This window comes from Collinsella sp. LCP21S3_A3 (assembly GCF_052118905.1).
Classification (GTDB): domain Bacteria; phylum Actinomycetota; class Coriobacteriia; order Coriobacteriales; family Coriobacteriaceae; genus Collinsella.
Window position 1 is genome coordinate 236,653 of record NZ_JBQKGH010000001.1, and the last position, 21,943, is coordinate 258,595.

At 59.1% G+C, this 21,943-nt stretch carries 20 protein-coding genes and 5 tRNA genes; 21 read left to right on the top strand and 4 right to left on the bottom strand.

The window, feature by feature from the left end; genetic code table 11:
* Window positions 1-144 precede the first annotated feature (144 nt).
* The 21 genes from disA to leuB all read left to right on the top strand — a co-directional run bounded on the left by disA (window position 145) and on the right by leuB (window position 16,149).
* On the top strand, window positions 145-1,185 hold the full coding sequence (gene disA, locus ACTQ0H_RS01055) for a DNA integrity scanning diadenylate cyclase DisA (RefSeq protein ID WP_370450554.1): 1,041 nt from the start codon (window positions 145-147) through the stop codon (window positions 1,183-1,185).
* Window positions 1,185-1,913, top strand: a complete 729-nt coding sequence (gene ispD, locus ACTQ0H_RS01060) for a 2-C-methyl-D-erythritol 4-phosphate cytidylyltransferase (RefSeq protein WP_441538154.1) — start codon at window positions 1,185-1,187, stop codon at window positions 1,911-1,913. The genes disA and ispD overlap by 1 nt, the downstream gene beginning before the upstream one ends.
* Window positions 1,903-2,397: a 2-C-methyl-D-erythritol 2,4-cyclodiphosphate synthase gene (gene ispF, locus ACTQ0H_RS01065; protein ID WP_006234975.1), complete on the top strand. Its 495-nt coding sequence runs from the start codon at window positions 1,903-1,905 to the stop codon at window positions 2,395-2,397. Before ispD ends, ispF begins: the two co-directional genes overlap by 11 nt.
* A 3-nt stretch (window positions 2,398-2,400) precedes the next feature.
* Window positions 2,401-3,867: a cysteine--tRNA ligase gene (gene cysS / locus ACTQ0H_RS01070; RefSeq protein WP_154514768.1), complete on the top strand. Its 1,467-nt coding sequence runs from the start codon at window positions 2,401-2,403 to the stop codon at window positions 3,865-3,867.
* A gap of 167 nt (window positions 3,868-4,034) precedes the next feature.
* On the top strand, window positions 4,035-4,949 hold the full coding sequence (gene rlmB / locus ACTQ0H_RS01075) for a 23S rRNA (guanosine(2251)-2'-O)-methyltransferase RlmB (RefSeq protein WP_441538151.1): 915 nt from the start codon (window positions 4,035-4,037) through the stop codon (window positions 4,947-4,949).
* A 3-nt stretch (window positions 4,950-4,952) separates the two neighbouring features.
* On the top strand, window positions 4,953-5,630 hold the full coding sequence (locus tag ACTQ0H_RS01080) for an NYN domain-containing protein (protein WP_154514764.1): 678 nt from the start codon (window positions 4,953-4,955) through the stop codon (window positions 5,628-5,630).
* Between the two features lie 225 nt (window positions 5,631-5,855).
* A tRNA-Thr gene (locus ACTQ0H_RS01085) sits at window positions 5,856-5,930 on the top strand.
* A gap of 627 nt (window positions 5,931-6,557) precedes the next feature.
* Window positions 6,558-6,639 (top strand) — tRNA-Tyr (locus tag ACTQ0H_RS01090).
* Window positions 6,640-6,649: 10 nt separating this feature from the next.
* Window positions 6,650-6,725, top strand: a tRNA-Thr gene (locus tag ACTQ0H_RS01095).
* A 3-nt stretch (window positions 6,726-6,728) separates the two neighbouring features.
* Window positions 6,729-6,805 (top strand) — tRNA-Met (locus tag ACTQ0H_RS01100).
* Window positions 6,806-6,901: 96 nt separating this feature from the next.
* A complete protein-coding gene (gene tuf / locus ACTQ0H_RS01105) occupies window positions 6,902-8,092 on the top strand; it encodes an elongation factor Tu (RefSeq protein WP_154514756.1) in 1,191 nt (396 codons plus the stop codon).
* A gap of 278 nt (window positions 8,093-8,370) precedes the next feature.
* Window positions 8,371-8,520 (top strand): 50S ribosomal protein L33, encoded by a 150-nt coding sequence (gene rpmG, locus ACTQ0H_RS01110; RefSeq protein WP_102372646.1) that lies wholly within the window; start codon window positions 8,371-8,373, stop codon window positions 8,518-8,520.
* Between the two features lie 13 nt (window positions 8,521-8,533).
* A tRNA-Trp gene (locus ACTQ0H_RS01115) sits at window positions 8,534-8,609 on the top strand.
* 76 nt (window positions 8,610-8,685) lie between these two features.
* A complete protein-coding gene (gene secE / locus ACTQ0H_RS01120; RefSeq protein ID WP_154514754.1) occupies window positions 8,686-9,024 on the top strand; it encodes a preprotein translocase subunit SecE in 339 nt (112 codons plus the stop codon).
* A 3-nt stretch (window positions 9,025-9,027) separates the two neighbouring features.
* A complete protein-coding gene (gene nusG / locus ACTQ0H_RS01125; RefSeq protein ID WP_427718370.1) occupies window positions 9,028-9,564 on the top strand; it encodes a transcription termination/antitermination protein NusG in 537 nt (178 codons plus the stop codon).
* Between the two features lie 120 nt (window positions 9,565-9,684).
* Window positions 9,685-10,113, top strand: coding sequence for a 50S ribosomal protein L11 (rplK, locus tag ACTQ0H_RS01130; protein ID WP_022093893.1), 429 nt, complete (start codon window positions 9,685-9,687; stop codon window positions 10,111-10,113).
* Between the two features lie 116 nt (window positions 10,114-10,229).
* Window positions 10,230-10,937: a 50S ribosomal protein L1 gene (rplA, locus tag ACTQ0H_RS01135; protein WP_154514750.1), complete on the top strand. Its 708-nt coding sequence runs from the start codon at window positions 10,230-10,232 to the stop codon at window positions 10,935-10,937.
* Window positions 10,938-11,363: 426 nt separating this feature from the next.
* A complete protein-coding gene (locus tag ACTQ0H_RS01140) occupies window positions 11,364-12,899 on the top strand; it encodes a 2-isopropylmalate synthase (protein WP_441538149.1) in 1,536 nt (511 codons plus the stop codon).
* A 41-nt stretch (window positions 12,900-12,940) separates the two neighbouring features.
* Window positions 12,941-14,206, top strand: coding sequence for a 3-isopropylmalate dehydratase large subunit (leuC, locus tag ACTQ0H_RS01145; protein ID WP_441063307.1), 1,266 nt, complete (start codon window positions 12,941-12,943; stop codon window positions 14,204-14,206).
* Window positions 14,207-14,457: 251 nt separating this feature from the next.
* Window positions 14,458-14,970 (top strand): 3-isopropylmalate dehydratase small subunit, encoded by a 513-nt coding sequence (locus ACTQ0H_RS01150; protein ID WP_441538145.1) that lies wholly within the window; start codon window positions 14,458-14,460, stop codon window positions 14,968-14,970.
* 6 nt (window positions 14,971-14,976) lie between these two features.
* Window positions 14,977-16,149, top strand: coding sequence for a 3-isopropylmalate dehydrogenase (gene leuB, locus ACTQ0H_RS01155; RefSeq protein ID WP_441538143.1), 1,173 nt, complete (start codon window positions 14,977-14,979; stop codon window positions 16,147-16,149).
* Between the two features lie 50 nt (window positions 16,150-16,199).
* Here the strand turns inward: leuB and ACTQ0H_RS01160 are convergent, their stop codons facing one another.
* The 4 genes from ACTQ0H_RS01160 to ACTQ0H_RS01175 all read right to left on the bottom strand — a co-directional run bounded on the left by ACTQ0H_RS01160 (window position 16,200) and on the right by ACTQ0H_RS01175 (window position 21,863).
* Window positions 16,200-16,910 (bottom strand): metallophosphoesterase family protein, encoded by a 711-nt coding sequence (locus ACTQ0H_RS01160; RefSeq protein ID WP_441538141.1) that lies wholly within the window; start codon window positions 16,908-16,910, stop codon window positions 16,200-16,202.
* Complete coding sequence (locus tag ACTQ0H_RS01165; protein WP_441538140.1) at window positions 16,907-18,823, bottom strand: BMP family ABC transporter substrate-binding protein; 1,917 nt, start codon at window positions 18,821-18,823, stop codon at window positions 16,907-16,909. The genes ACTQ0H_RS01160 and ACTQ0H_RS01165 overlap by 4 nt, the downstream gene beginning before the upstream one ends.
* A 116-nt stretch (window positions 18,824-18,939) precedes the next feature.
* A complete protein-coding gene (locus tag ACTQ0H_RS01170; RefSeq protein ID WP_427718391.1) occupies window positions 18,940-19,707 on the bottom strand; it encodes a mechanosensitive ion channel family protein in 768 nt (255 codons plus the stop codon).
* A gap of 128 nt (window positions 19,708-19,835) precedes the next feature.
* Window positions 19,836-21,863 carry a bifunctional metallophosphatase/5'-nucleotidase gene (locus tag ACTQ0H_RS01175; RefSeq protein ID WP_441538138.1) on the bottom strand — a complete coding sequence of 676 codons (2,028 nt, stop codon included), beginning with the start codon at window positions 21,861-21,863 and terminating at the stop codon, window positions 19,836-19,838.
* Window positions 21,864-21,943: the final 80 nt, after the last annotated feature.

Genomic DNA, 21,943 nt, shown 5'->3' on the forward strand with positions numbered 1-21,943 from the left:
TGAGCTACCTAAGCGGTGTTCGCTCATTCTGTAAGCATCGGAATTTGCGGGCGTCACAGGGGCAAACCGTGAGAAACTTATTGACGTTTATGGAGCGTATACGATGGGAGCGATGCCTTGGATAAGAACGAGCTGCAAAAGCGTATGGAACAGGCCATCCGCCTGACGGCACCTGGTCAGCCGATCCGCACCGCCCTTGACATGATCATCGCCGGTCACCTGGGCGCGCTTATCTGCGTCGGCGACACCGAAAACGTGCTCGCTGCCGGTAACGACGGCTTCCCGCTCAACATTTCGTTTACCTCGAACCGCCTGTTCGAGCTTTCCAAGATGGACGGCGCCATCGTCATCGACGGCGACCTTACCCAGATTCTGCGCGCCAATTTCCACCTCAATCCCGACCCCTCGCTCGCCACGAGCGAGACGGGCATGCGTCACCGTACTGCCGCTCGCATGTCGGTGCTCACCGACGCCATCGTGATCTCGGTCTCGGCCCGTCGTGCCGTCGTCAACGTGTATGTGCACGGCAAGAGCTATGAGATTCAGCCCGTCACCACCATCATGAGCTCGGTCAACCAGCTCGTCGCTACGCTTCAGACCACCCGTCAGTCGCTCGACCGCTCCCTGCTGCGTCTGACGGCCCTCGAGCTGGACGACTACGTCACGCTCGCCGACATCACCGGCATTTTCTCGAGTTTCGAGATCATGCAGCAGGCAAAGACCGAGCTTAAGGATTGCATTGTCAAGCTGGGCAACCAGGGCAAGCTCGTGCAGATGCAGCTCGAGCAGCTCGCCGGCTCCAGCATGGATACCGAGTACGACTTGATGATTCGCGACTACGCAAGCGATTCCTCCGAGGCAAACGCCGAGAAGATCCGTGCCGAGCTTAGCCGCATGACGCCCAAGGACTTGTCCGACCCGCAGCATGTGGCGGCGGTTCTGGGCTACGACGACTTGGACGAGGACTCCGTCATGACGCCGCTGGGCCTGCGCACGCTTTCGCGCGTGTCCGTCGTGCGCGACGGCGTGGCCGAGAAGATCGTCGACGAGTATGGCTCGCTGCAGGAGCTCATGGACGACATCAGCAAGGATCCTGAGCGCCTGGGCGACTTTGGCGTTAACAACCCTGCCATTCTTGCGGACTCCCTGTACCGCATGAAGGGCACCAAACAGGGGAACGCATAATGGCGCCCGTATGCGCCGTGGTCGTTGCCGGTGGCAGCGGCCAGCGCTTTGGTAATCCCGGTGGCAAGCAGCTCGTCAATGTAGCGGGCCGTCCGCTTATGAGCTGGTCCATCCGCGCGTTTGACCGTAGCGATAAGGTCGGCCACATCGTCGTGGTTTGCCCTGCCGAGCGCCGTGCCGAGATGCGCCGCCTGGCCATCAGCCCGTATTCGTATAACACGCCCATCAGCTTCGCCGATGCCGGCGATACCCGCCAGGACTCCACTCGTGCCGGCGTGCATGCGGTGCCGGCAGGCTTTGAATACGTCGCCATTCACGACGGCGCTCGTCCGCTCATTACTACCGAGGCCATCGATCACGCTATCGACGTGCTCGTGAGTGACCGCTCGCTCGACGGTGTCGTGTGTGGCCAGCCCGCGATCGACACGCTCAAGATCGTCGATGGGGACAACATCGTCGAGACGCCGCCACGCGAACTCTATTGGGCCGCGCAGACGCCGCAGATCTTTAGTGTCGACGCCATGAAACGCGCCCATGCCGCGGCGATTGCCGAGGGCTTTATCGGTACGGACGATTCGTCACTGGTCGAGCGCATGGGTGGGCGCGTCCACTGCGTCCAGAGCCCGCGCGACAACCTTAAGGTGACGGTGCCCGAGGACTTGCGTCCCGTAACCGCAATTTTGCTCGGGCGGATGGCCGAGAGAGAGGACCTTCCCCATGTTCAGTAACCTGCGCATTGGCCACGGCTACGACGTCCACCGTTTGGTGGAGGGGCGTCGATGTATCATCGGCGGGGTCGACATTCCCTACGAGCGCGGCCTGCTGGGCCACTCGGATGCCGATGTGCTCGCGCACGCGCTGGCCGACGCTATTCTGGGCGCCTGCCGCGGGGGAGACATTGGCAAGCTGTTCCCCGACACCGACCCCGCCTACGAGGGTGCCGACTCGATGGTGTTGCTTGCCCGCGTAATGGACTATGCGCGCGAGCTGGGCTTTGAGTTTGTCGATGCCGACTGCACCATTGCCTGCCAGCAGCCTAAGATCACCCCGCACCGCGATGCCATGCGTGCCAACTTGGCCCATGCCCTGGGCGTTGACGTCGAAAACGTGGGCGTCGCCGCCACCACGACCGAAAAGCTCGGTTGGGAAGGTCAAGGCGAGGGAATTGGCGCCTGGGCCGTCTGCCTGCTACAGAAAACCGTTAAGGAGTAACGAATGCGTATCTACAACAGCGCTACCCATAAAAAGGAAGAGTTCCAGCCCATCGAGCCCGGCAAGGTCCGTATGTACGTGTGCGGACCCACGGTTTACGACAACATCCACATCGGCAACGCCCGCACGTTCATCAGCTTCGATGTGATTCGACGCTGGCTCATCGCGAGCGGCTACGAGGTCACGTTCGCCCAGAACCTTACCGATGTCGACGACAAGATCATCAAGCGTGCCAACGAGCAGGGCCGTACGGCCGCCGAGGTCGCGACGGAGTTCTCGGATAAGTTTATTGGCGTCATGCGCGCTGCCAACGTGCTCGATCCCGATGTGCGCCCCCGCGCCACCAAGGAGATCGGCCCCATGATTGCCATGATCAAGGCGCTCATCGAGCAAGGCCACGCTTACGCCGCCGATAACGGCGACGTGTACTTTTCCGTGCGCAGCGATCCCAACTACGGGCAGGTCTCGGGCCGCAACATCGACGACCTCATGGTGGGTGCGCGCATCGAGGAGAACGAGGACAAGAACGACCCGCTCGACTTTGCCCTGTGGAAGGCCGCCAAGCCCGGCGAGCCCAGCTGGCCGAGCCCCTGGGGCGAGGGCCGTCCCGGTTGGCACACCGAGTGCGCCGCCATGGTGCACCGCTACCTGGGTACCCCGATCGACATTCACGGCGGTGGCTCCGACCTTGCCTTCCCGCATCACGAGAACGAGTGCGCCCAGGCTGCCTGCGCCTGGCACCAGGGCTTCTCCAACACCTGGATGCACACGGGCATGCTGCTGGTCGACGGCGAGAAGATGTCCAAGTCGCTTGGTAACTTCTTTACGCTGGCCGAGGTGCTCGAGCAGCACTCCGCTGCCGCCCTGCGCCTGCTGATGCTGCAGACGAGCTATCGCTCGCCGCTCGACTTCTCCTGGGAGCGCCTGGAGGGTGCCGAGAATTCGCTCACGCGTATCGCCGGTACGGTCGAGAACCTGCGCTGGGCCGCGAACCATGCGACGGCCGATGCCGATGAGGCAGCATCTGAGGCGTTTGCCGCCAAGGCTGCCGAGACCCGTGCCGCCTTTAAGGAGTGCATGGACGACGACTTTAACACCGCCGGTGCCATGGGCGCCGTCTTTGGTTTTGTCACCGAGTGCAATCAGTATCTGGAGCAGGCGGGCGACGCTGCCGACAAGGCCGCGGCTCTTGCTGCCGCCGATACGCTGGTCGAGCTGCTCGATACGTTTGGCGTTGAGCTTCCCGAGCCCAAGGTCGAGCTGCCGCTGGGCCTTTTGGGCGTTGCTGCTGGCTTGGTTGCCTACACTGGTGACGACGTGGACGAGGCCGCTGCCAAGATTCTCGAGGCTCGCGCCGAGGCCCGTGCCGCCAAGAACTGGGACTTGGCAGACGCCATCCGCGATCAGCTCAAGGACCTGGGCCTGACGATTGAAGATACCGCTGCCGGCACCCGTATCAAATCCCTCTAACCCCTGCGGGTTTCCCAAGCACCCGACCGCACGAGCCACGGCACCTTGCCTTTCAATCGTCGGGCATGGCCCCAAGGTCTATGCCCTCCTCTTTCAAGGCAATCTGCCGCACCTCGGGCGGTCGGTCTATTTGTTTCGTTTGATAGTTGTATTTAGGAGGCCGTCCTATGGCCGACAATCGCAAGCGTGCGCCTCGTGGCGGCAAGCAGGCCGCTTCTGGCTCGCGTTCGATTCGCCGAAATGACCGCGCTGCCGCTTCCAAGGGCCAGCGCGATCGCACCCAAGCTGCGCGTCCGCAGCGCGATCGCAACCGCGACGCTGTCCAGGCTCCCAAGGGCGAGTTTATCGAAGGTCGTCGTGCTGCCGTCGAGGCGCTGCGCACCGGTTTTCCCATCAAGTGCGCGCTCATTGCCGAGGGCGGGGAGCGCGATGCCGCCCTGTCTCGTCTGGTCGATGACCTCAACGCCGCGTGTGTCCGCATTAAGTACGTGCCGCGCGCGCAGCTCGATGCGCTGTCGAGCCACGGCGCTCACCAGGGCATTGCGCTCGAGGTGGGCAACTTCCCTTATGCGGATGTCGCCGATATCCTCGACCGTGCAGGCGAGGGTCCGGCACTTGTCGTGGTGCTCGACCACGTGACCGACGACGGTAACTTTGGCGCCATCGTGCGCTCCGCCGAGGTCGTGGGCGCGGCGGGCGTCATTATTGCCAACAAGCGCGCTGCCGGCGTGACCGTTGGTAGCTACAAGACCTCCGCCGGCGCCGTCATGCATCTGCCTATCGCACAGGTCCCCAATATCGCTCGTGCACTCGACGATCTTAAGGCCGCTGGCTTTTGGGTGGGCGGTGCCTCCGAGCACGCCGAGGGCAGTTGCTGGGATGCTCCCTTCGAGGGCCGCGTGGCGCTTGTCATGGGCTCCGAGGGCGACGGCATCTCGCGCCTGGTACTCGAGAAATGCGACTTTTTGACCAAGCTTCCTCAGCGTGGCATGACCGAGAGCCTCAACGTTGCCCAGGCAACGACGGCACTGTGCTTTGAGTGGCTACGTCGCAACGCCGGCGAGCTCATGGGGGAGGAGTAGCGCATGTCCAAGAAGAACCGCGCCAAGTCTAAGGCCAAGCGCTTTGGCGAAGGCTCGGCCAAGCCGATTGTCTCGGCCGCGACCTACGGCGTGGGCGGCAATGCGTTTGCGCAGGCTATTGCCGACCCGGTCTCCACGGTGCACTCCAATAAGCCCGAGCTGTTAGTGGTCGACGGCTACAATGTGATCCACTGCACGCCGCGCTACGAAAAGCTCGTGTACGACCATTCCGACGATCCGTATTCCAGCGACGTTCACGATATGGCGCGCACCGCCCTTATCAACGACGTCGCCGCCTTTGCCCAGGGCCGCTACGAGGCCGTGATTGTGTTTGACGGCGCTGGCAATATCTCTAGCGAGCGCCCCAACCTGCCGGCTCGCGGCGTGCGCATCGAGTTTTCGCCGACGGGCGTATCGGCCGATACCGTGGTACAAAAGCTCTGCATTGAGGCGCGCGAGGAAGGCCGCGCGTGCTCCGTGGTATCGAGTGACGGCACAATTCAAGCCGTCGTCATGGGCAAGGGCGTTACGCGTATCTCGAGCCGCATGCTGGTGGACGAGATCAAACAGATCGATAACGACGTCCGCGAGGCAGAGGAGGCTCCGCAGATCAAGATGACTCTGGGCAGTCGCCTGAGCCCCGAGGCACTGGCCAAGCTCAAGGCCCTGCGCGGGAGGTAGGTAAACCTTCTATGGGGAGCTGCTTTCTCGATTGATCAACCAACTGGTTTGTAATCAATGGGTTGCGGCTTGACATCGCCAAAACGAATAGTTTTTGGTTCTGGCGAACAGATAAAACTATTCGTTCTGACGAATAGTTTTGAGATATGGTCGATCAAAGGGCCTGTTGCGCCCCGTCCGCAATTCCTTTATTCTTAATTGGCTTCGCGCGAAAGCGCCAAGTGTGCCAGTGTGGCGCAACGGTAGCGCAACTGATTTGTAATCAGTGGGTTGCGGGTTCGATTCCTGTCACTGGCTCCATGAGAGTTTCGGGCTCTGTTCCCTAGTGGGACAGGGCCCGTTTCTATTTATGTCGATATATAAGCGGGTTTGACTCCCACCAAGCTTCAGGTTTGTCTCGATCTGTAACACGAGGACGAGCATTCAGCTCCCAGCTGTTACAGATTTAGACAATCTGGGGTCGAGCTGAGAAGTGTCTCAATCTGTAACAAATAGGGAAGGAAAACCGTTCTTGTTGTTACAGATTTAGATAAATGGGAAACCGCCAGGGAAACATCTCGATCTGTAACAAATAGGGGAGAAAATGTTCTCTAAATGTTACAGATCGAGACAAAGGCCGGACCGGTCCCAGCCATCCTGGTTGAGCGAGGATATTCGGACGCACGAGGATCGTTATCGAAAGTCGATACCGCAAGCGTACTCCACCACACCAAAGTGTTCCCTTGGGAAATGTCGTCAGCGCAGCCAAATCCGCCGTCCTTCATATCTAAATTCAGCAAAACCGCAGGTCAAAGGTATATAGATACGCCCGGTACCGTGTATTTAGAGGTTTTCGTTGACAGCCCCCAAGGTTGCATCGTATTATCTTTTTCGTTCGCGGGGGCGGAGGCCCAAAAGACCAAAGAACCTGCGGATACTTGAACGATTGGGAGTTTGCCCGAGTGGTTAATGGGGACGGGCTGTAAACCCGTTGGCTCTGCCTACATAGGTTCGAATCCTATAGCTCCCACCCGTCAAGTGCCTGTATAGCTCAGTCGGTAGAGCACTTCGTTGGTAACGAAGAGGTCACCAGTTCAAGTCTGGTTGCAGGCTCCATCCGGCGGTGTAGCTCAGTTGGTTAGAGCACACGGTTCATACCCGTGGCGTCACTGGTTCGAATCCAGTCACCGCTACCATAGGTAACACGGTGGCTTCTCAATAGTATGTTGAGAGGCCACTATGGTATAAAGGCATAGTCCCGTCCGGGGACGACCTGTTTAGAGGAGGGCTTTATGGCCAAAGAGAAGTTTGAGCGCACTAAGCCGCATGTTAACATCGGCACCATTGGTCACGTTGACCACGGCAAGACCACGCTGACCGCTGCCATCACCAAGGTTCTCTCCGAGACCGAGGGCTGCAAGGCTGACTTCACTGCGTTCGAGAACATCGACAAGGCTCCCGAGGAGCGCGAGCGCGGCATTACGATCTCCGTCTCCCACGTCGAGTACGAGACTGCTGCCCGTCACTACGCTCACGTTGACTGCCCGGGCCACGCTGACTACGTCAAGAACATGATCTCCGGTGCTGCTCAGATGGACGGCGCTATCCTGGTCATCGCCGCTACCGACGGCCCCATGGCTCAGACCCGCGAGCACATCCTGCTCGCCCGTCAGGTCGGCGTTCCCTACATCGTCGTCTTCCTGAACAAGTGCGACATGGTCGACGATGACGAGCTCATCGACCTCGTCGAGATGGAGACCCGTGAGCTCCTTTCCGAGTACGAATTCCCCGGCGACGACATCCCCGTCATCCGTGGTTCCGCTCTGGGCGCTCTCGAGGGCGACGCCAAGTGGATGGACGCCATTCGCGAGCTCATGTCTGCCGTCGACGAGTACATCCCGACGCCTGCTCGTGACAACGACCTCCCGTTCCTGATGGCCGTTGAGGACGTTATGACCATCTCCGGCCGTGGTACCGTTGCTACCGGCCGTGTCGAGCGCGGTGAGCTCAAGCTCAACGAGCCCGTCGAGATCGTCGGCATCAAGGATACCCAGAACACCGTCGTTACCGGTATCGAGATGTTCCGTAAGTCCATGGACTTCTGCGAGGCTGGCGACAACGTCGGTCTGCTGCTCCGCGGCATCAAGCGCGAGGACATCGAGCGCGGCCAGGTTCTCTGCAAGCCCGGTTCGGTTACCCCGCACACCAAGTTCACCGGTGAGATCTACGTTCTGACCAAGGAGGAGGGCGGCCGTCACACCCCGTTCTTCGATGGTTATCGTCCTCAGTTCTACTTCCGTACCACCGACGTTACCGGTACGGTCAAGCTCCCCGAGGGCACCGAGATGGCTATGCCTGGTGACCACATCACCATCGAGGGCGACCTCATTCACCCGATCGCTATGGAGGAGGGCCTGCGCTTCGCTATCCGCGAGGGTGGCCACACCGTCGGTTCGGGCATCGTCTCCACGATCATTGAGTAAATTAGCTCTCTGATACAGCTGACTTAGAGAACCCGGCACTTATATGGGTGCCGGGTTCTTTTCTACGTGGGTCTTTTTGCCTGATGATTACGCTTAGCTCGCTCTTAAGTTGAGCGTGAGGAATCGATTAGATCTCGTTGGCTCCATTGATGTGTTCCAAATATGAATGGATCTACCGAGAACCAATTGATTCGAGGTTTTCGTTGACAGCACTTACGTAGAGCTGATAAAGTACCAACTCGTGCCCGTACGGGGCGGATATGAAAGGTTCAGGATACATGCGTACTCTAGTTACTCTTGCGTGCACTGAGTGCAAGCGCCGCAACTATACGACCACTAAGAACAAGGCGAACATGCCTGATCGTATGGAGATCAAGAAGTATTGCCCCTGGTGCCGTCACCATACGCTGCACAAAGAGACTCGCTAGTCTCTAGTCACATACGCCAGTAGTTCAATTGGTAGAGCATCGGTCTCCAAAACCGAGTGTTGAGGGTTCGAGTCCTTCCTGGCGTGCCAGTCATTATTCCGTAAGCTCCCATTTGGGGGCTTACGGTTTACTCATGTATAAGCGCATTGCGCGGAGGTAACCCAAATGGCCAACAAGAAGAACAAGAAGAAGGCACAGCAGCAGGCGCCTGCCAACAAAGCTGCCGCCAACTCCAAAGTTGAGGCCAAGAAGGCCGTTGCCAAGAAGAGCGAGAAGGCTGCGAAGTCCAAGAAGAACGAGAAGCCCGGTTTCTTCGCCCGCACCAAGAAGTATTTTGCTTCGGTGAAGTCCGAGATGAAGCGTGTCACGTGGCCCGATAAGAAGGAGCTCGTGAACTACTCGGTCGTCGTTTGCGCTTCTCTGATCGTCGTCGGCGTCGTCATCGCTCTGCTCGATGCTGGCTTTGGCGAGGCTCTTGCTCTGTTCTCTGGATTGAGGGGCTAAACCATGTCTAAGCGTTGGTACGTCGTCCACACTTACTCTGGATACGAGAACCGCGTTAAGTCCGATCTCGAGCATCGCATCGAGACCATGGGCATGCAGGATCGTATCTTTGATATTGAGATTCCTATGGAGCGCGTCACCGAGATCAAAGAGGGTGGCAAGCGCGAGACCAAGGATTCTAAGATCTTCCCGGGTTATGTCCTGGTTCGCATGGAGATGGATGACGATGCATGGACGTGTGTTCGCAACACGCCCGGCGTCACCGGTTTCCTGGGCGGCAACGGCAAGCCCGCTCCGCTTTCCCGCGACGAGTACAATAAGATGACTCGTCGTCCCGGTAAGGGCGATTCGCCCAAGCGTACGTCGGTTGATATTGAGGTCGGTACGTCCGTCCGCGTCACCGATGGCCCGCTTACCGACTTTGATGGCAAGGTCTCCGAGGTTAACGCCGAGGCAGGCAAGCTCAAGGTCACGCTGATGATCTTTGGCCGCGAGACGCCGGTCGAGCTCGACTTTAACCAGGTCGCTGTCATCGCTTAAGTTTTCGTCCGTTCGCGCGAGCGTGCTTCTTCTGTGACTGCTCATCTCAGGAGTGCTTCTAACACGTGCGTGCTTACGATATAGCAAGTACTTCACACTCGTGATTCGAAAGGAATGACCATGGCTGAGAAGAAGGTTGCCAACGTCATTAAGCTCCAGATTCCTGCTGGTGCCGCTAACCCCGCTCCTCCCGTCGGCCCCGCCCTGGGCGCTGCTGGCGTGAACATCATGCAGTTCTGCCAGGCCTTTAACGCCGAGACGCAGGACAAGAAGGGCGACATTATCCCCGTTGAGATTTCTGTCTACGAGGATAAGTCCTTCTCCTTCATCACCAAGACTCCGCCGGCGGCTCACCTCATCAAGAAGGAGCTGAACCTCAAGTCTGGTTCCGCTAAGCCCCAGGCCGACAAGGTTGGCCAGCTCTCTCAGGAGCAGCTCACCAAGATCGCCGAGATCAAGATGCCGGACCTCAATGCCAACGACATTGACGCCGCCAAGAAGATCATCGCCGGTACCGCCCGTTCCATGGGCGTCACCATCGCTGAGTAGCGTTTTTCTAGGTAACGACGGGTGCTCCGACCGGGGCGCCCGTTAAATGTGTGCAATAGGGCACACGATACGATGTGGGAGGGCTCACGCCCGTTTAACCACAGGAGGTAATGCACATGGCTAAGCATGGTAAGAGCTATAACGCCGCTGCCGAGAAGGTCGACCGCGCCACGCTCTACACCCCCCTTCAGGCTGCCAAGCTCATCAAGGAGCTCGACACTGCCAAGTTCGACGAGACCGTCGAGGCCCACTTCCGTCTGGGCATCGATACTCGTAAGGCTGACCAGAACATCCGTGGTTCCATCTCCCTGCCCCACGGCACCGGCAAGACCGTTCGTGTTGCCGTCTTCGCCGAGGGCGAGAAGGCCCGTGAGGCCGAGGCTGCCGGCGCCGACATCATCGGTTCCGACGAGCTCGTCGCCCAGATCCAGAAGGGCGAGATCAACTTCGACGCCGCTATCGCTACGCCGAACATGATGGCCAAGGTTGGCCGCATCGGTAAGATCCTTGGTCCCCGTGGCCTCATGCCGAACCCCAAGCTCGGCACCGTGACCATGGACGTCGCCAAGATGGTCTCCGAGCTCAAGGCCGGCCGCGTTGAGTATCGCGCCGACCGTTATGGCATCTGCCACGTGCCCCTGGGCAAGAAGTCCTTCTCTGAGCAGCAGCTCGTTGAGAACTACGCTGCCCTGTACACCGAGATCCTGCGCGTCAAGCCCTCTTCTGCTAAGGGCAAGTACGTCAAGTCCATCTCTGTGTCTTCCACCATGGGCCCTGGCGTCAAGGTCGATCCCGCTGTCCAGCGTGACTTCTTGGCTGAGTAACTTCTAGTTACTGCCTGAGCAAAGCAAGCATGGCTAAAGGAACCCGGTTCTGTCTCGTGCAGGACCGGGTTCCTTGCTATTTCGGGCCAAAACCAACACGAAGGAGATAGGCGCCTTTGTGGTGGTTTTGGTTCAAAATCCCCGTTGCGCGTCGTTTTGCCTGTGTTACACTTTAGCCCAATGTAGTGAATACCCGAGGCTGAAAGGAGCCAGACATGTTCTATAACAAACAGCAGCTCCTAGGCCTAGCGCTACTAGATTGGATAGCGCGCTAGGGTTGTAATTTCGCTATAACGATTAGTTGTACCCGGGTGCGCTATCTTCCGCCGCTTTTGGGCGTGATGAGCGACACGGGTATTATTCTATCTTGAGGCACTCCATCTCTCCTGAAAGCCATCTGTATCTTTAGCCTGTCAGGAGGAAATCATGAGCCGCAAAATCGCAATCTTTGACACAACGCTTCGTGACGGGGAGCAGTCTCCCGGCGCCAGCATGAATACCGAGGAAAAGCTCGTTATTGCACGCCAGCTGGTACGTATGAATGTCGACGTGATCGAGGCGGGATTTCCTATTTCGAGCCCCGGTGATTATCGTTCCGTACAGGAGATTGGCAAGATCGCGGGTGACCGGTGCACGGTATGCGGTCTCACCCGTGCAGTCGATAAGGATATCGAAGTGGCCGCAGAAGCCCTCAAGACGGCTCAGAGGCCCCGTATCCACACCGGTCTGGGTGTGAGTCCCAGCCATTTGCGCGACAAGCTCCATATGACCGAAGACGAGGCTATCGAGCGTGCCGTTCACGCTGTAAAGCATGCTCGTAAGTTTGTCGACGATGTCGAGTTTTATGCCGAGGATGCGGGCCGCTCCGATCAGGAGTTCCTGGTCCGCATTATCGAGGCAGCGATCAAGGCCGGCGCTACGGTCGTGAATATTCCGGACACCACGGGCTATAACATGCCCTGGGAGTTTGGCGCCCGTATTCGCGATCTGCGCGAGCGCGTGGCCGGAATCGAGGACGTTACGATTTCGGTCCACACGCATAACGATCTGGGCATGGCCACAGCCCTTGCACTCGAGGCGGTCCGCAATGGCGCGACGCAGATCGAGTGCACCATCAACGGCTTGGGCGAGCGCGCGGGCAACACGGCGCTCGAGGAGGTCGTCATGGCCATGAGGATGCACGAGCAGGATCTGGATGCACATACCGATATCGTGACGACCGAGCTCACGCGCGCATCTAAGCTCGTCAGCTCAATCACTGGCATTAATGTGCAGCCCAACAAGTCCATTGTGGGCGCTAATGCGTTTGCACACAGCTCGGGCATTCACCAGGATGGCGTGCTCAAGGCGCGTGACACCTACGAGATTATCGATCCCAAGGACGTGGGTGCAGCGGGATCCGAGATTATCCTTTCGGCACGTTCGGGCCATGCGGCACTGCGCCATCGTCTCGCCGAGCTGGGTTATACGTTTGGCGATGAGGAATTCGAGTCGATCTACCAGCGCTTCTTGGAGATTGCAGATCAAAAGAAAGAGGTCTTTGACGAGGACCTGGAGTCGATGATTCAGGAGCGCCAGCGCGAGGTCAAGGCGATCTACACCCTCGACGCGCTCCAGGTTTCCTGCGGCGACCCGCTTATTCCTACGGCCACGGCGACCATCACGGACGAGGACGGCGCGACACGGGTGGTTTGCTCGACGGGTACCGGTCCGGTGGATGCGGCGTACAAAGCGGTTGACAAGGCCATCTCTGCCCATGGCGAGCTGACGGAGTTCAACGTTAAGGCCATTACGCGTGGTATCGACGCCATCGGCGAGGTGACGGTGCGCATCACCGCCGAGGACGGCAAGATCTACACCGGCCGCGGCGCGGATACCGACATTATCGTGAGCTCGGCCAAGGCTTACATCAACGCTATTAACCGCATGATTCAGACTAACCGTTCCAAGGCGGGCAAGTAACGATATTCGGCAGGGCAAAGCCCGCTTGAGAGGGGAATCACATGGCACGTCCCATGACCGTAGCAGAGAAGATTTTGGCGGCACACGCAGGCCTGGACGAGGTAAAGCCGGGCCAGCTGGTCGAATGCGACCTGGACATCGTGCTCGCCAACGATATTACCGCACCTATCGCGATCGATGTCTTTCGCGAGCTGGGTGCCACCGAGGTGTTCGATCGCGACCGCGTTTGCCTGGTGCCCGATCACTATGCGCCCAACAAGGACATCAAGAGCGCCGAGCAGACCAAAAAGATGCGAGATTTTGCGCACGAGCAGCATGTGACGCACTATTACGAGCAAGGCTGCGCGGGCATTGAGCATGCCCTGCTGCCCGAGCGCGGCGTGGTGGTCCCGGGCGATCTGATTATCGGTGCCGACTCGCATACCTGCACGTATGGCGCCTTGGGTGCGTTTTCGACCGGCGTGGGCTCAACAGACGCCGGCGTGGGCATTGCCACGGGGCGCGCATGGTTTAAGGTTCCGCCGACGATTCGCTTTGAGATTAATGGCGAGCTTGAGGACGGCGCCACCGCCAAGGACATCATCCTGCACATTATCGGCATGATCGGCGTGGACGGTGCTCTGTACCAGGCCATGGAGTTTGCCGGCAGCACCATCGAGGGCCTGTCGATGGAAGGTCGCATGACAATTTCGAACATGGCGATCGAAGCGGGCGGCAAGGCGGGCATTATCGAGGTCGATGATGTTGCCCGCGCCTGGCTCAAGGGGCGCTGCGAACGTGATTACGTTGAGTATCACGCCGATCCAGACGCCGAGTATGCCCAGGTTATTGCCATTGACGCGGCCGACATTAAGCCGTGTGTATCGTGGCCGCATCTGCCCAGCAACACCCATCCGGTGAGCGAGAGCCGTCACATCATGATCGACCAGGCGGTAATCGGCTCGTGCACCAACGGACGTATCGAGGATATGCGTGCTGCGGCCGAAGTCATGCGCGGCCATAAGGTTGCCGACGGGCTGCGTTGCATCGTGATTCCGGCGACCCAGGCGGTCTTCCGCCAGTGCATGAAGGAGGGATTGACCGACATTTTCCTAGATGCCAACTGTGTGTTCTCCACGCCCACGTGCGGTCCGTGCCTGGGCGGCTACATGGGCATCTTGGCGGCGGGGGAGCGTTGCGTTTCTACGACCAACCGCAACTTTGTCGGCCGTATGGGCGACCCCACGTCCGAGGTCTATCTGGCCTCGCCGGCCGTGGCGGCTGCTTCTGCCGTGGCGGGGCACATATGCTTGCCGTCTGACCTGTAGGGGCTACGGGGTCCTTCGACCTTTGCTCGCTACTGCGGACAGTCCTGGCACTTTTTTGTTCGCCGAAGGCGAACGCTAACTTTCCATTAGCTTTTTTGTAGCCGAAACGCGAACGAGGGATTTGATATTTGCTTGCGTCGAGTTCCGCACGAGTCGGAGAGCACTTAATGTGCTCTCCGTGCGAGCAGGACTGTCCGAGTAAGTAAGTAAATATCAAATCCCCCGCATTCCATGTTTGAACGGAGAATGATATGAACTTTGAAGGCAAGGTATTTAGGTATGGTCGTGATGTTGATACGGATGTCATCATTCCTGCTCGGTATCTGAACTCGTCCGACCATGCGCACTTGGCGGCGCATGCTATGGAGGATATTGATCCCGCGTTTGCCTCTACCGTGAGGCCCGGTGACATCATTGTGGCCGAGGAGAACTTTGGTTGCGGTTCTTCGCGTGAGCATGCCCCGGTTGCCATTAAGGCTGCAGGGGTGTCGTGTGTTATTGCCAAGAGCTTCGCACGCATCTTCTATCGCAATGCCATTAACGTGGGCCTGCCCATTATGGAGTGCCCCGAAGCTGTCGATGCGATTTGTGCCGGCGATACCGTGAAGGTCGATACCGATGCGGGTGTCATCACCAACGAGCGTACTGGCGAGACTTTTACAGCTGAGCCGTTCCCGCCATTTATTGCCGAGATTATCGAGGCCGGCGGTTTGGTTGCGCGCACGCGTGCCAAGATTGTCGCGGCAAAGGCTCAGGAGGCGTAAGCGATTATGACGGTCAAGCTGGATAATCCGTTTGCAAACGGGCCGAGTAGCGAGAGCTGGAGCTGCAACGTGAAGAAGACCTATAAGATCTGCTGTCTTCCTGGTGACGGCATTGGGCCCGAGGTTATTGCCGAGGGTAAGAAGGTGCTGGCTGCCGTGGGCAAGCGCGCTGGCGTAGAGTTTGCCTTTGAGGATCACCTGATTGGTGGCGCGGCGATCGATGGGTGCGGCAATCCGCTGCCCGATGAAACCCTTGCGGCGGCAAAGGCGTCGGACGCCGTGCTGTTGGCATCCGTCGGTGGCCCAAAGTGGGATTCGACCGATCCGGCGGTCCCGCGCCCCGAGCAAGGCTTGCTGCGTATCCGCAAAGAACTCGGCCTCTATACCAACCTTCGCCCCGTAAAAATCTACGACGCACTTGCCAGCGCATCGACGCTTCGTCCCGAAGTCATCAAGGGCGTTGACATGGTTCTCGTCCGCGAACTTACCGGTGGCATTTACTTTGGCAAGCACGAGCGCTTTTATGACGAGGGCGGTGCGGGCACCGACGGTGTGGCTGGCCAGCGCGCGGTTGACGTAATGGAGTACCGCGAGTACGAAGTTGAGCGCATCGCCCGCCAGGCGTTTGAGGCAGCTCGCAAGCGCCGCGGCAAGGTGACAAGCGTGGACAAGCGCAATGTATTGGAGACGAGCCGCATGTGGCGTGAGGCCGTGCATCGCGTGCATGGCGAGGAGTATCCAGATGTAGAGCTTGAGGACCTGCTCGTCGACAACGCCGCCATGCAGCTCATTAACCGACCGGTCGACTTTGACGTCGTAGTTACGGAGAACATGTTCGGCGACATTCTCTCCGACGAGGCGGCGCAGATTACCGGATCGCTCGGCATGCTTGCCTCGGCTTCGCTGGGCGATGGCGTGTCGCTGTTTGAGCCGAGCGCCGGCAGCGCGCCCGACATCGCGGGGCTCGGTATCGCTAACCCGCTCGCGCAGATCCTGTCGGCGGCAATGCTGCTCACGTACGCGCTCGACATGGGTGAGCAGGCTGCTTGGATCGAAAATGCCGTGGCGCGTGTGCTTGACGAAGGCTGGCGTACCCGCGACATTGCCGACGACAGCACCCCTGCCGATAAGATCCTCGGCACGACCCAGATGGGCGATAAGGTCATCGCCGCGCTGTAGTGTCGAGATGTCCGGAACCACCACAAAGGTGCTTGTCCCCTTTGTGGTGGTTACCAGGGGGTTCTGGCGGTTGAGGACTCGATTGCCTCGTGGCGCTTGAGCTCGCGGCGCATGGTTTGCGAATTGAGCCAGGCTGCCTGCCATCCACGGATGGGGTAGCGCGCCTCGTCCAGCTCAAACTGCGTATAGCCGCAGGCGTTGATAATCGTCGTCCCGCATGCGTGCTGGCGTTCGCGTTGAAAGTCGCGAACATAGCATTGGTGCACATGCCCGTGCACCATGTAGTCGGGATTCCATGTCTCGAGCGCTGTGTTAAAGCATTCGAATCCCCGATGCGGCAGATCGTCCAGATCGCCCATGCCGGCGGCGGGCGCATGGGTGAGCAAGATGTCGCAGCCGCCGACCATCCTCACTTTGCGGGACAGCTTACGCATGCGCTTGGCCATCTCGTGCTCGGTGTACATGTTAGCGCCATCTCGATAGCGCATGGAGCCGCCAAGCCCCGCAATGCGGACGCCGCGATACACGTACACGGTGTCTTCGACACAGATGCAGCCGCCCGGTGCATGACGCGCGTAGCGGTCATCGTGATTGCCACGCACGTAGATGAGTGGTCTGTTGATGACCGTGACCAAAAACTCAAGATAGTCCGGGTCTAGATCGCCAGCGGACAAAATTAGGTCGACACCCTCAAAGCGTTCCTTGCGAAAGCACTCCCACAGGCATCGCTCTTCGGTATCGGCTATGGCAAGGATTTTCATAGAGCACGGACCTTCGGCTCATCGTCGGGCTGCGGAATGGTGCCCACCACGTTGTCTGCCAGCCAGTCCATCTCGACGATTTGCGTGCTCGGCAGTGGGGGAAAGCCCTCAATCTGCACCACGCCGTCTTGGCTACGGAGCTCGCCGCCAAATGGATTGATGGAGCCCTCGACGATGCCATTGCGGAGGAGCTGAACAAGCTTGCGCGTCTGATAGGGCAGGCCCGGAGCGTAGCGAATGTCGATAACGCCCGAGCTCATGCCATACCAGTAGTTGACGGCGCGGACCTGGCTGTCGTCACTGGTCTCGTCCCAGGTGCCATGCAGTAGACTTCGCACGATAAGCTCGTAGTATCGGCCCCAGTTCCATACCGGCATGGCAATGCCGGCAACCTTGCCATCGACCAGGCGGTGGAGTCCGTAGGCCGTGGGGTCTTCGAGCGACTTTGACATATCGGCGCCGGTCATGACGCTCACGCCTTCGCGGCACATGGCCTCGGCAAGGCCTCCGGCGGGCACATCGCCCCAGGTTAGGATAATTTGCGCACGGGGGTCGAGCAGCGAGGCGCCAATCGCAAAGGCGTTGATCTCGCTGAGTGCGCCCGAAGCGAAGACCGACGCGTGGTAACCGATGCGGTGGTTGTCCGCCATGCTGGCGGCAAGGGCGCCCAGGAGAAACTTGGCTTCGTACATCTTGCCAAAGTACGAACGGACGCTTTGGTGGGGAAGGCCGATGGAGCAGTTAAGGAACCGAACCCGGGGATATTCAACGGCAGCCCTGAGCGTGTATTCCATCAGGCGGTGCGAGGTCGAAAAGATGACGTTTGCTCCATGTTTGACAGCCGTTTCCACGGCGGCGTAGAACACGTCCGGATCGTGACAGTCCTCAAACGCCTCGGTGCGCACGATACCGCCAAAGTGCTCATCGAGATACTGACGCCCTTGGTCGTGCAGGCTATCCCAGCTCGACGTCGCACAGGTGAATTCATGGATAAAGGCGATGCGCAGGGGGTTGGCCGCCGAATAGACGGTCTTGCCCATAAAGAAGTTGAGCATGCCGGAGGTGGACTTGGCGGGCGACTCCTCCTCATCGACGTTTGGCGCTTCGACAAGATCGACCTTGTCCTCGTCACTTTTCCCGGCAATGACCAGTTCGCGCCAGATCTTGCACAGGCGGTTTACGACGATATCTGTCGGCGTATCCAGCAGGCGGTCCTGGTTGTACACATTGAGGTAGACGAGCATGGCGTCGGCGGGCGTAATGTCCAGGTGGTCGCCGCCCGCGCGAAGGTAGGCGCGCTTAAAGAGTAGGAAGGTGTGGCGCAGGTAATCGACCTTTTTCTGGGGCCATTTTTCGATAAGGTTCTGACCGAGCATCTTGGCGAGCGTTTCGTAGCTTCCCTCACGCGAGAACTCGATCTCGTATAGGGGGCAGACGCGCCAAAACGCGCAGAACTCGCCGTACAGGCGGCTTTCGACGGAATCCCATTTGCCGGGATAGAGACGGGTGACCTTGGCCGAAACCGTTGGAGCGTCCAGGAATTTGAGGACACTGACGCGCTTGTTGCCCTCCTGGACATAGAACCTATGCATGAACTCGGTGACGATGATGGGGTCGCGATAGCCCTCGGTTACCTGGATGTCGTAGAGGTTGGACCACTTGCGGGCGAACTCGGTGCTAAACGGCAGCAGGGGCATAAAGTTGCATGAAAAGGCGGACTGACGGCCCTTGGTAACCGTGCCGACAACCATTTCGAGCGGAATATCCCGCAGGCCGACATTCTCTCGCTGACCTAGGGGGAGCTGGGCAACCAAACTGTCGAGGTCCGTAAGGTATGGATGCTCGCTTTGGCTAATGGCGCGTCGACGTCCTTGCTCGCCGCGCTTGCGTGCTTGACGGTAGGCCTCTTCCATAGTTTGCTCCCTTAGTCGTTTAAACAACTATATGAACTATGGTACCACGAATGAAAACCTCCCATTTTCCGATGTCAAAGAAATGGGAGGCAGTTCACTGTCCCCTTTGTGGTGCTTTAGGCGATGATGGGAGCGATAGCGCGGATGCAGGCGTCGGCAGCGGTGAGTGTGGTGCTGTCGTCACTGACGATAAAGATGATCTTGCCCTTGATGCCAAAGTCGCCGATTTCGCTAAAGAGCACGTAGGGCTCCTGGTCAAAGCCCGAGATGGGAAGCACGGCGGCCTTGGTGGCGCTGGTCAGCTCGTCTGCCAGCGCGTCAAGGGAAGCCCATTTAGACGTGTCCTTTACGGCAACGGGCACGGCCACGCGCCCAAAGGGCATCAGATGCACGAGCGTGTCCTTGGAGATGTTGGAGTTGGGCACAATGATGGTCTGCCCGTAGGCATCCTCGATGGTCGTGTGGCGCCAGGTGATGTCCTGTACCACGCCCGACACGCCGCCGACCTCGATATTGTCGCCGGGCTTGATGATGCCCATAAAGGTCACCTGCATGCCGCCGATAAGGTTCGACAGCGTGTCCTGAAAGCCGAGCGAGATGGCAATGCCGCCGACGCCAAGAGCGGCGACGAGCGCGTTTGCGTTAATGCCAAAGCAGTTGTCGAGGATAAAACTGCCGCCAATCATCCAGATGACGGCGCGCGCAATGTTGATGAAGATGCTCGAAGCGGGAAGCGGGTTATCGTCGCGGTTGAGCAGGTGACGCAGCGTCTTGGAAACGACTTTGGCGGCAACGGCGGTGCCTATCGCCAAGATGCCAGCCCAGATGATGTTGTGGACCCACCGCTGCTCAAAGAAATGAAGAATCGGCTCAAACAATTCCATGTAGGGAAAACCTCCTCATGATCGTTCAACCATGATACCCACCAAAAAGCCCGTCCGATCACAACGGACGGGCTTTTGCGCTCGATATAAGGTTTGTACGGCGGGGCTGCAAGGCCCGGCGGTGTAGCTTAGCGGCGGCGCTTCCAGATAATGCCGAGCATGATGACGATGACGCCGCCGATGAGGCATGCACCGACCACGGTCAGCGTACGGTCTCCCGTTGCGGCAAGCTTACCGGCCGTCTTCTTGGCGGTGATCTGCGTGGTCATCGTGCCGGGTTTGGATGAGGGCTCAGGCGTTGGGGTCGGATGGGGTGCGGGGCTCTCGGCGGAGCCAAAGCTGATGGTGCCCGCGAGCGAGGCCATCTTGTTCTCCCAGTCGTCCTGCCCGATCAGTGCCCTCAGCGCTGCCTCGCATGTACTCCACTCGGCGCACTTCTTAGCTTTTGCAAAGGTGGGAAAGTCGGTCGTGTTGGTAATGATGTAGTTGTTGGTGGCGACGGCGTAGTTCTTGGCGGGGTCGAGCGCGCTGCCATCCTTGGTGAGTGTGGCGCTCACAATGCGCTTGCCTTCGGGCTGCGTCCAATCAATCGTCACGTTAATGCCGCCAAAGGAGAGAACGCTGCCAGAGTCATCGCGCCACTTGTACTTGTCTTGCGCCTCCTGCTCGGTATGGCCGGCTGCCACGTAGGCTTGCTGAAGCTCGTAGCTGTGATTGCAATCGTCGCTGATCTGCAGTGAGTGCTCAAGCGCTGCGAGGAAGTTTGCACCGGTCATGGTCCAGGTCTCCACGGTGTTGCCATAAGGCGAGATGGCGATGACGTTGCCGGCGGTCACATCGCCCGCTGCGATGCCGCCGCGGATGCCGCCCGCGTTTTCGATGGCGAGGTCTGCCCCCGTCAGGGCAAGATAAGAGCCGCAGATCACATGCCCGATGGTCTGGGCCTTGGTGGTGTCGCTCGCTTTGCTGGGACGCAAATCGGTGGTGCGCACCATCTCCCAGCCATGCGTACCCGCGGCGTCTTCGCCGTAGAAATAGTCAGTGGCGGATGTGCCGATCACTTTGTTCGACTCGATTTTAAAGGCGTCGTCGAGTGGCTTGATTTTGTTATTGCGAACCTCATCGAGTTGACTCTGGTAGAAGGCGCCCTTGTCGGGGTCTGCCAAAAGGTCGTTGACGTTCTTGGCGGTGTAGAGCTTCTCGTCGCTGTCGTCTGCGGGGATCGTGACCGTGTCATCGTCGGTCGTCACGGTGCCATTCGTGTCGTACTTGTACGGAATGGAAAGCAGACCGACCTCGGCAAAGGCGCTGCCCGCCTCGACGACGCGGATCGGCTTGCCGTCGGCCCCCGTCACGTTTTCGTCTAAGTTGATGTGCTCGTGGCCCGCGACCAGTGCATCGACCCCAACGAGCTTTGCAGCAAAGGCCTTGGCGTTGAGCGTGTGAGCGATGCAGACGATAACGTTGCAGCCCTCATCCTCGCGCAGTCGCTTAGCCTCGGCATTGATGGCGGCTGCCGCATCCGAGAACGACGTGTCCTGGACAAGGCCTTCGCGCAGTGAGAATCCCAGCGACTCATCCATGGCACCCACGACGCCGACCTTGATTTTGTAGTCGAATGTGGAGTGATCTTCGCTGTCCTCCCAGGTACGGTCGAGCGTCTTGGTGATGCTCGAGCTCCATACGCCGCTCGTAGACTTCGCGTTTGCGCAGAGCATGGCGAAGGGCGTGCCGGTGGTGCTGTAGCCGGTCATGGTGCGGAGCTTGTCAGCGCCGTAGCTCCAGTCGTGGTTGCCCGGCGTGGTCGCGTCGTAGCCGTTCGCATAAAAGGTGTCCATGAGCTCGGCGATGCTTTTGCCCTCGCTCATAGTGGCGAAGGATTGCCCGTGGAAGGTATCGCCCGCATCGAGCAAAAGATCGGGGGCACTGCCTTGAGCGCTATAGAGAACTGCCAGTCCGTCAAAGCCGACAGTGCCGGTACCCTTGCTTGCGTTGTAGCTGTACTTGTAGCTGCCGTGGATATCATTGGTGTGCATGACGGCCACGGAGCCGTCAATAGCGGCGGGCAGGTTCCCCGCGAAAGCGAGGCTTGGGATGCCTGTGAGTGCGCCGGCAAACAACGCGGCAGCTAACGCAAGGCGGGGGAGTCTTTTCATGGCGGTCTCCTTACTCTTTAACAAAAACCGCCGCAAAGGTGTCTGTCCCTTTGCGGCGGTTTTGACGTCTGCGCAGATAA

Excerpts from the sequence above, each read along its gene's own strand:
- cysS (WP_154514768.1), top strand. The coding sequence starts at position 2,401 with ATGCGTATCTACAACAGCGCTACCCATAAAAAGGAAGAGTTCCAGCCC.
- ispD (WP_441538154.1), top strand. The coding sequence starts at position 1,185 with ATGGCGCCCGTATGCGCCGTGGTCGTTGCCGGTGGCAGCGGCCAGCGC.
- secE (WP_154514754.1), top strand. The coding sequence starts at position 8,686 with ATGGCCAACAAGAAGAACAAGAAGAAGGCACAGCAGCAGGCGCCTGCC.
- ACTQ0H_RS01080 (WP_154514764.1), top strand. The coding sequence starts at position 4,953 with ATGTCCAAGAAGAACCGCGCCAAGTCTAAGGCCAAGCGCTTTGGCGAA.
- rpmG (WP_102372646.1), top strand. The coding sequence starts at position 8,371 with ATGCGTACTCTAGTTACTCTTGCGTGCACTGAGTGCAAGCGCCGCAAC.
- leuC (WP_441063307.1), top strand. The coding sequence starts at position 12,941 with ATGGCACGTCCCATGACCGTAGCAGAGAAGATTTTGGCGGCACACGCA.
- tuf (WP_154514756.1), top strand. The coding sequence starts at position 6,902 with ATGGCCAAAGAGAAGTTTGAGCGCACTAAGCCGCATGTTAACATCGGC.
- ACTQ0H_RS01150 (WP_441538145.1), top strand. The coding sequence starts at position 14,458 with ATGAACTTTGAAGGCAAGGTATTTAGGTATGGTCGTGATGTTGATACG.
- rlmB (WP_441538151.1), top strand. The coding sequence starts at position 4,035 with ATGGCCGACAATCGCAAGCGTGCGCCTCGTGGCGGCAAGCAGGCCGCT.
- disA (WP_370450554.1), top strand. The coding sequence starts at position 145 with ATGGAACAGGCCATCCGCCTGACGGCACCTGGTCAGCCGATCCGCACC.
- ACTQ0H_RS01165 (WP_441538140.1), bottom strand. The coding sequence starts at position 18,823 with ATGGAAGAGGCCTACCGTCAAGCACGCAAGCGCGGCGAGCAAGGACGT.
- rplK (WP_022093893.1), top strand. The coding sequence starts at position 9,685 with ATGGCTGAGAAGAAGGTTGCCAACGTCATTAAGCTCCAGATTCCTGCT.
- ACTQ0H_RS01160 (WP_441538141.1), bottom strand. The coding sequence starts at position 16,910 with ATGAAAATCCTTGCCATAGCCGATACCGAAGAGCGATGCCTGTGGGAG.
- nusG (WP_427718370.1), top strand. The coding sequence starts at position 9,028 with ATGTCTAAGCGTTGGTACGTCGTCCACACTTACTCTGGATACGAGAAC.
- ACTQ0H_RS01170 (WP_427718391.1), bottom strand. The coding sequence starts at position 19,707 with ATGGAATTGTTTGAGCCGATTCTTCATTTCTTTGAGCAGCGGTGGGTC.
- ACTQ0H_RS01175 (WP_441538138.1), bottom strand. The coding sequence starts at position 21,863 with ATGAAAAGACTCCCCCGCCTTGCGTTAGCTGCCGCGTTGTTTGCCGGC.
- rplA (WP_154514750.1), top strand. The coding sequence starts at position 10,230 with ATGGCTAAGCATGGTAAGAGCTATAACGCCGCTGCCGAGAAGGTCGAC.
- ACTQ0H_RS01140 (WP_441538149.1), top strand. The coding sequence starts at position 11,364 with ATGAGCCGCAAAATCGCAATCTTTGACACAACGCTTCGTGACGGGGAG.
- ispF (WP_006234975.1), top strand. The coding sequence starts at position 1,903 with ATGTTCAGTAACCTGCGCATTGGCCACGGCTACGACGTCCACCGTTTG.
- leuB (WP_441538143.1), top strand. The coding sequence starts at position 14,977 with ATGACGGTCAAGCTGGATAATCCGTTTGCAAACGGGCCGAGTAGCGAG.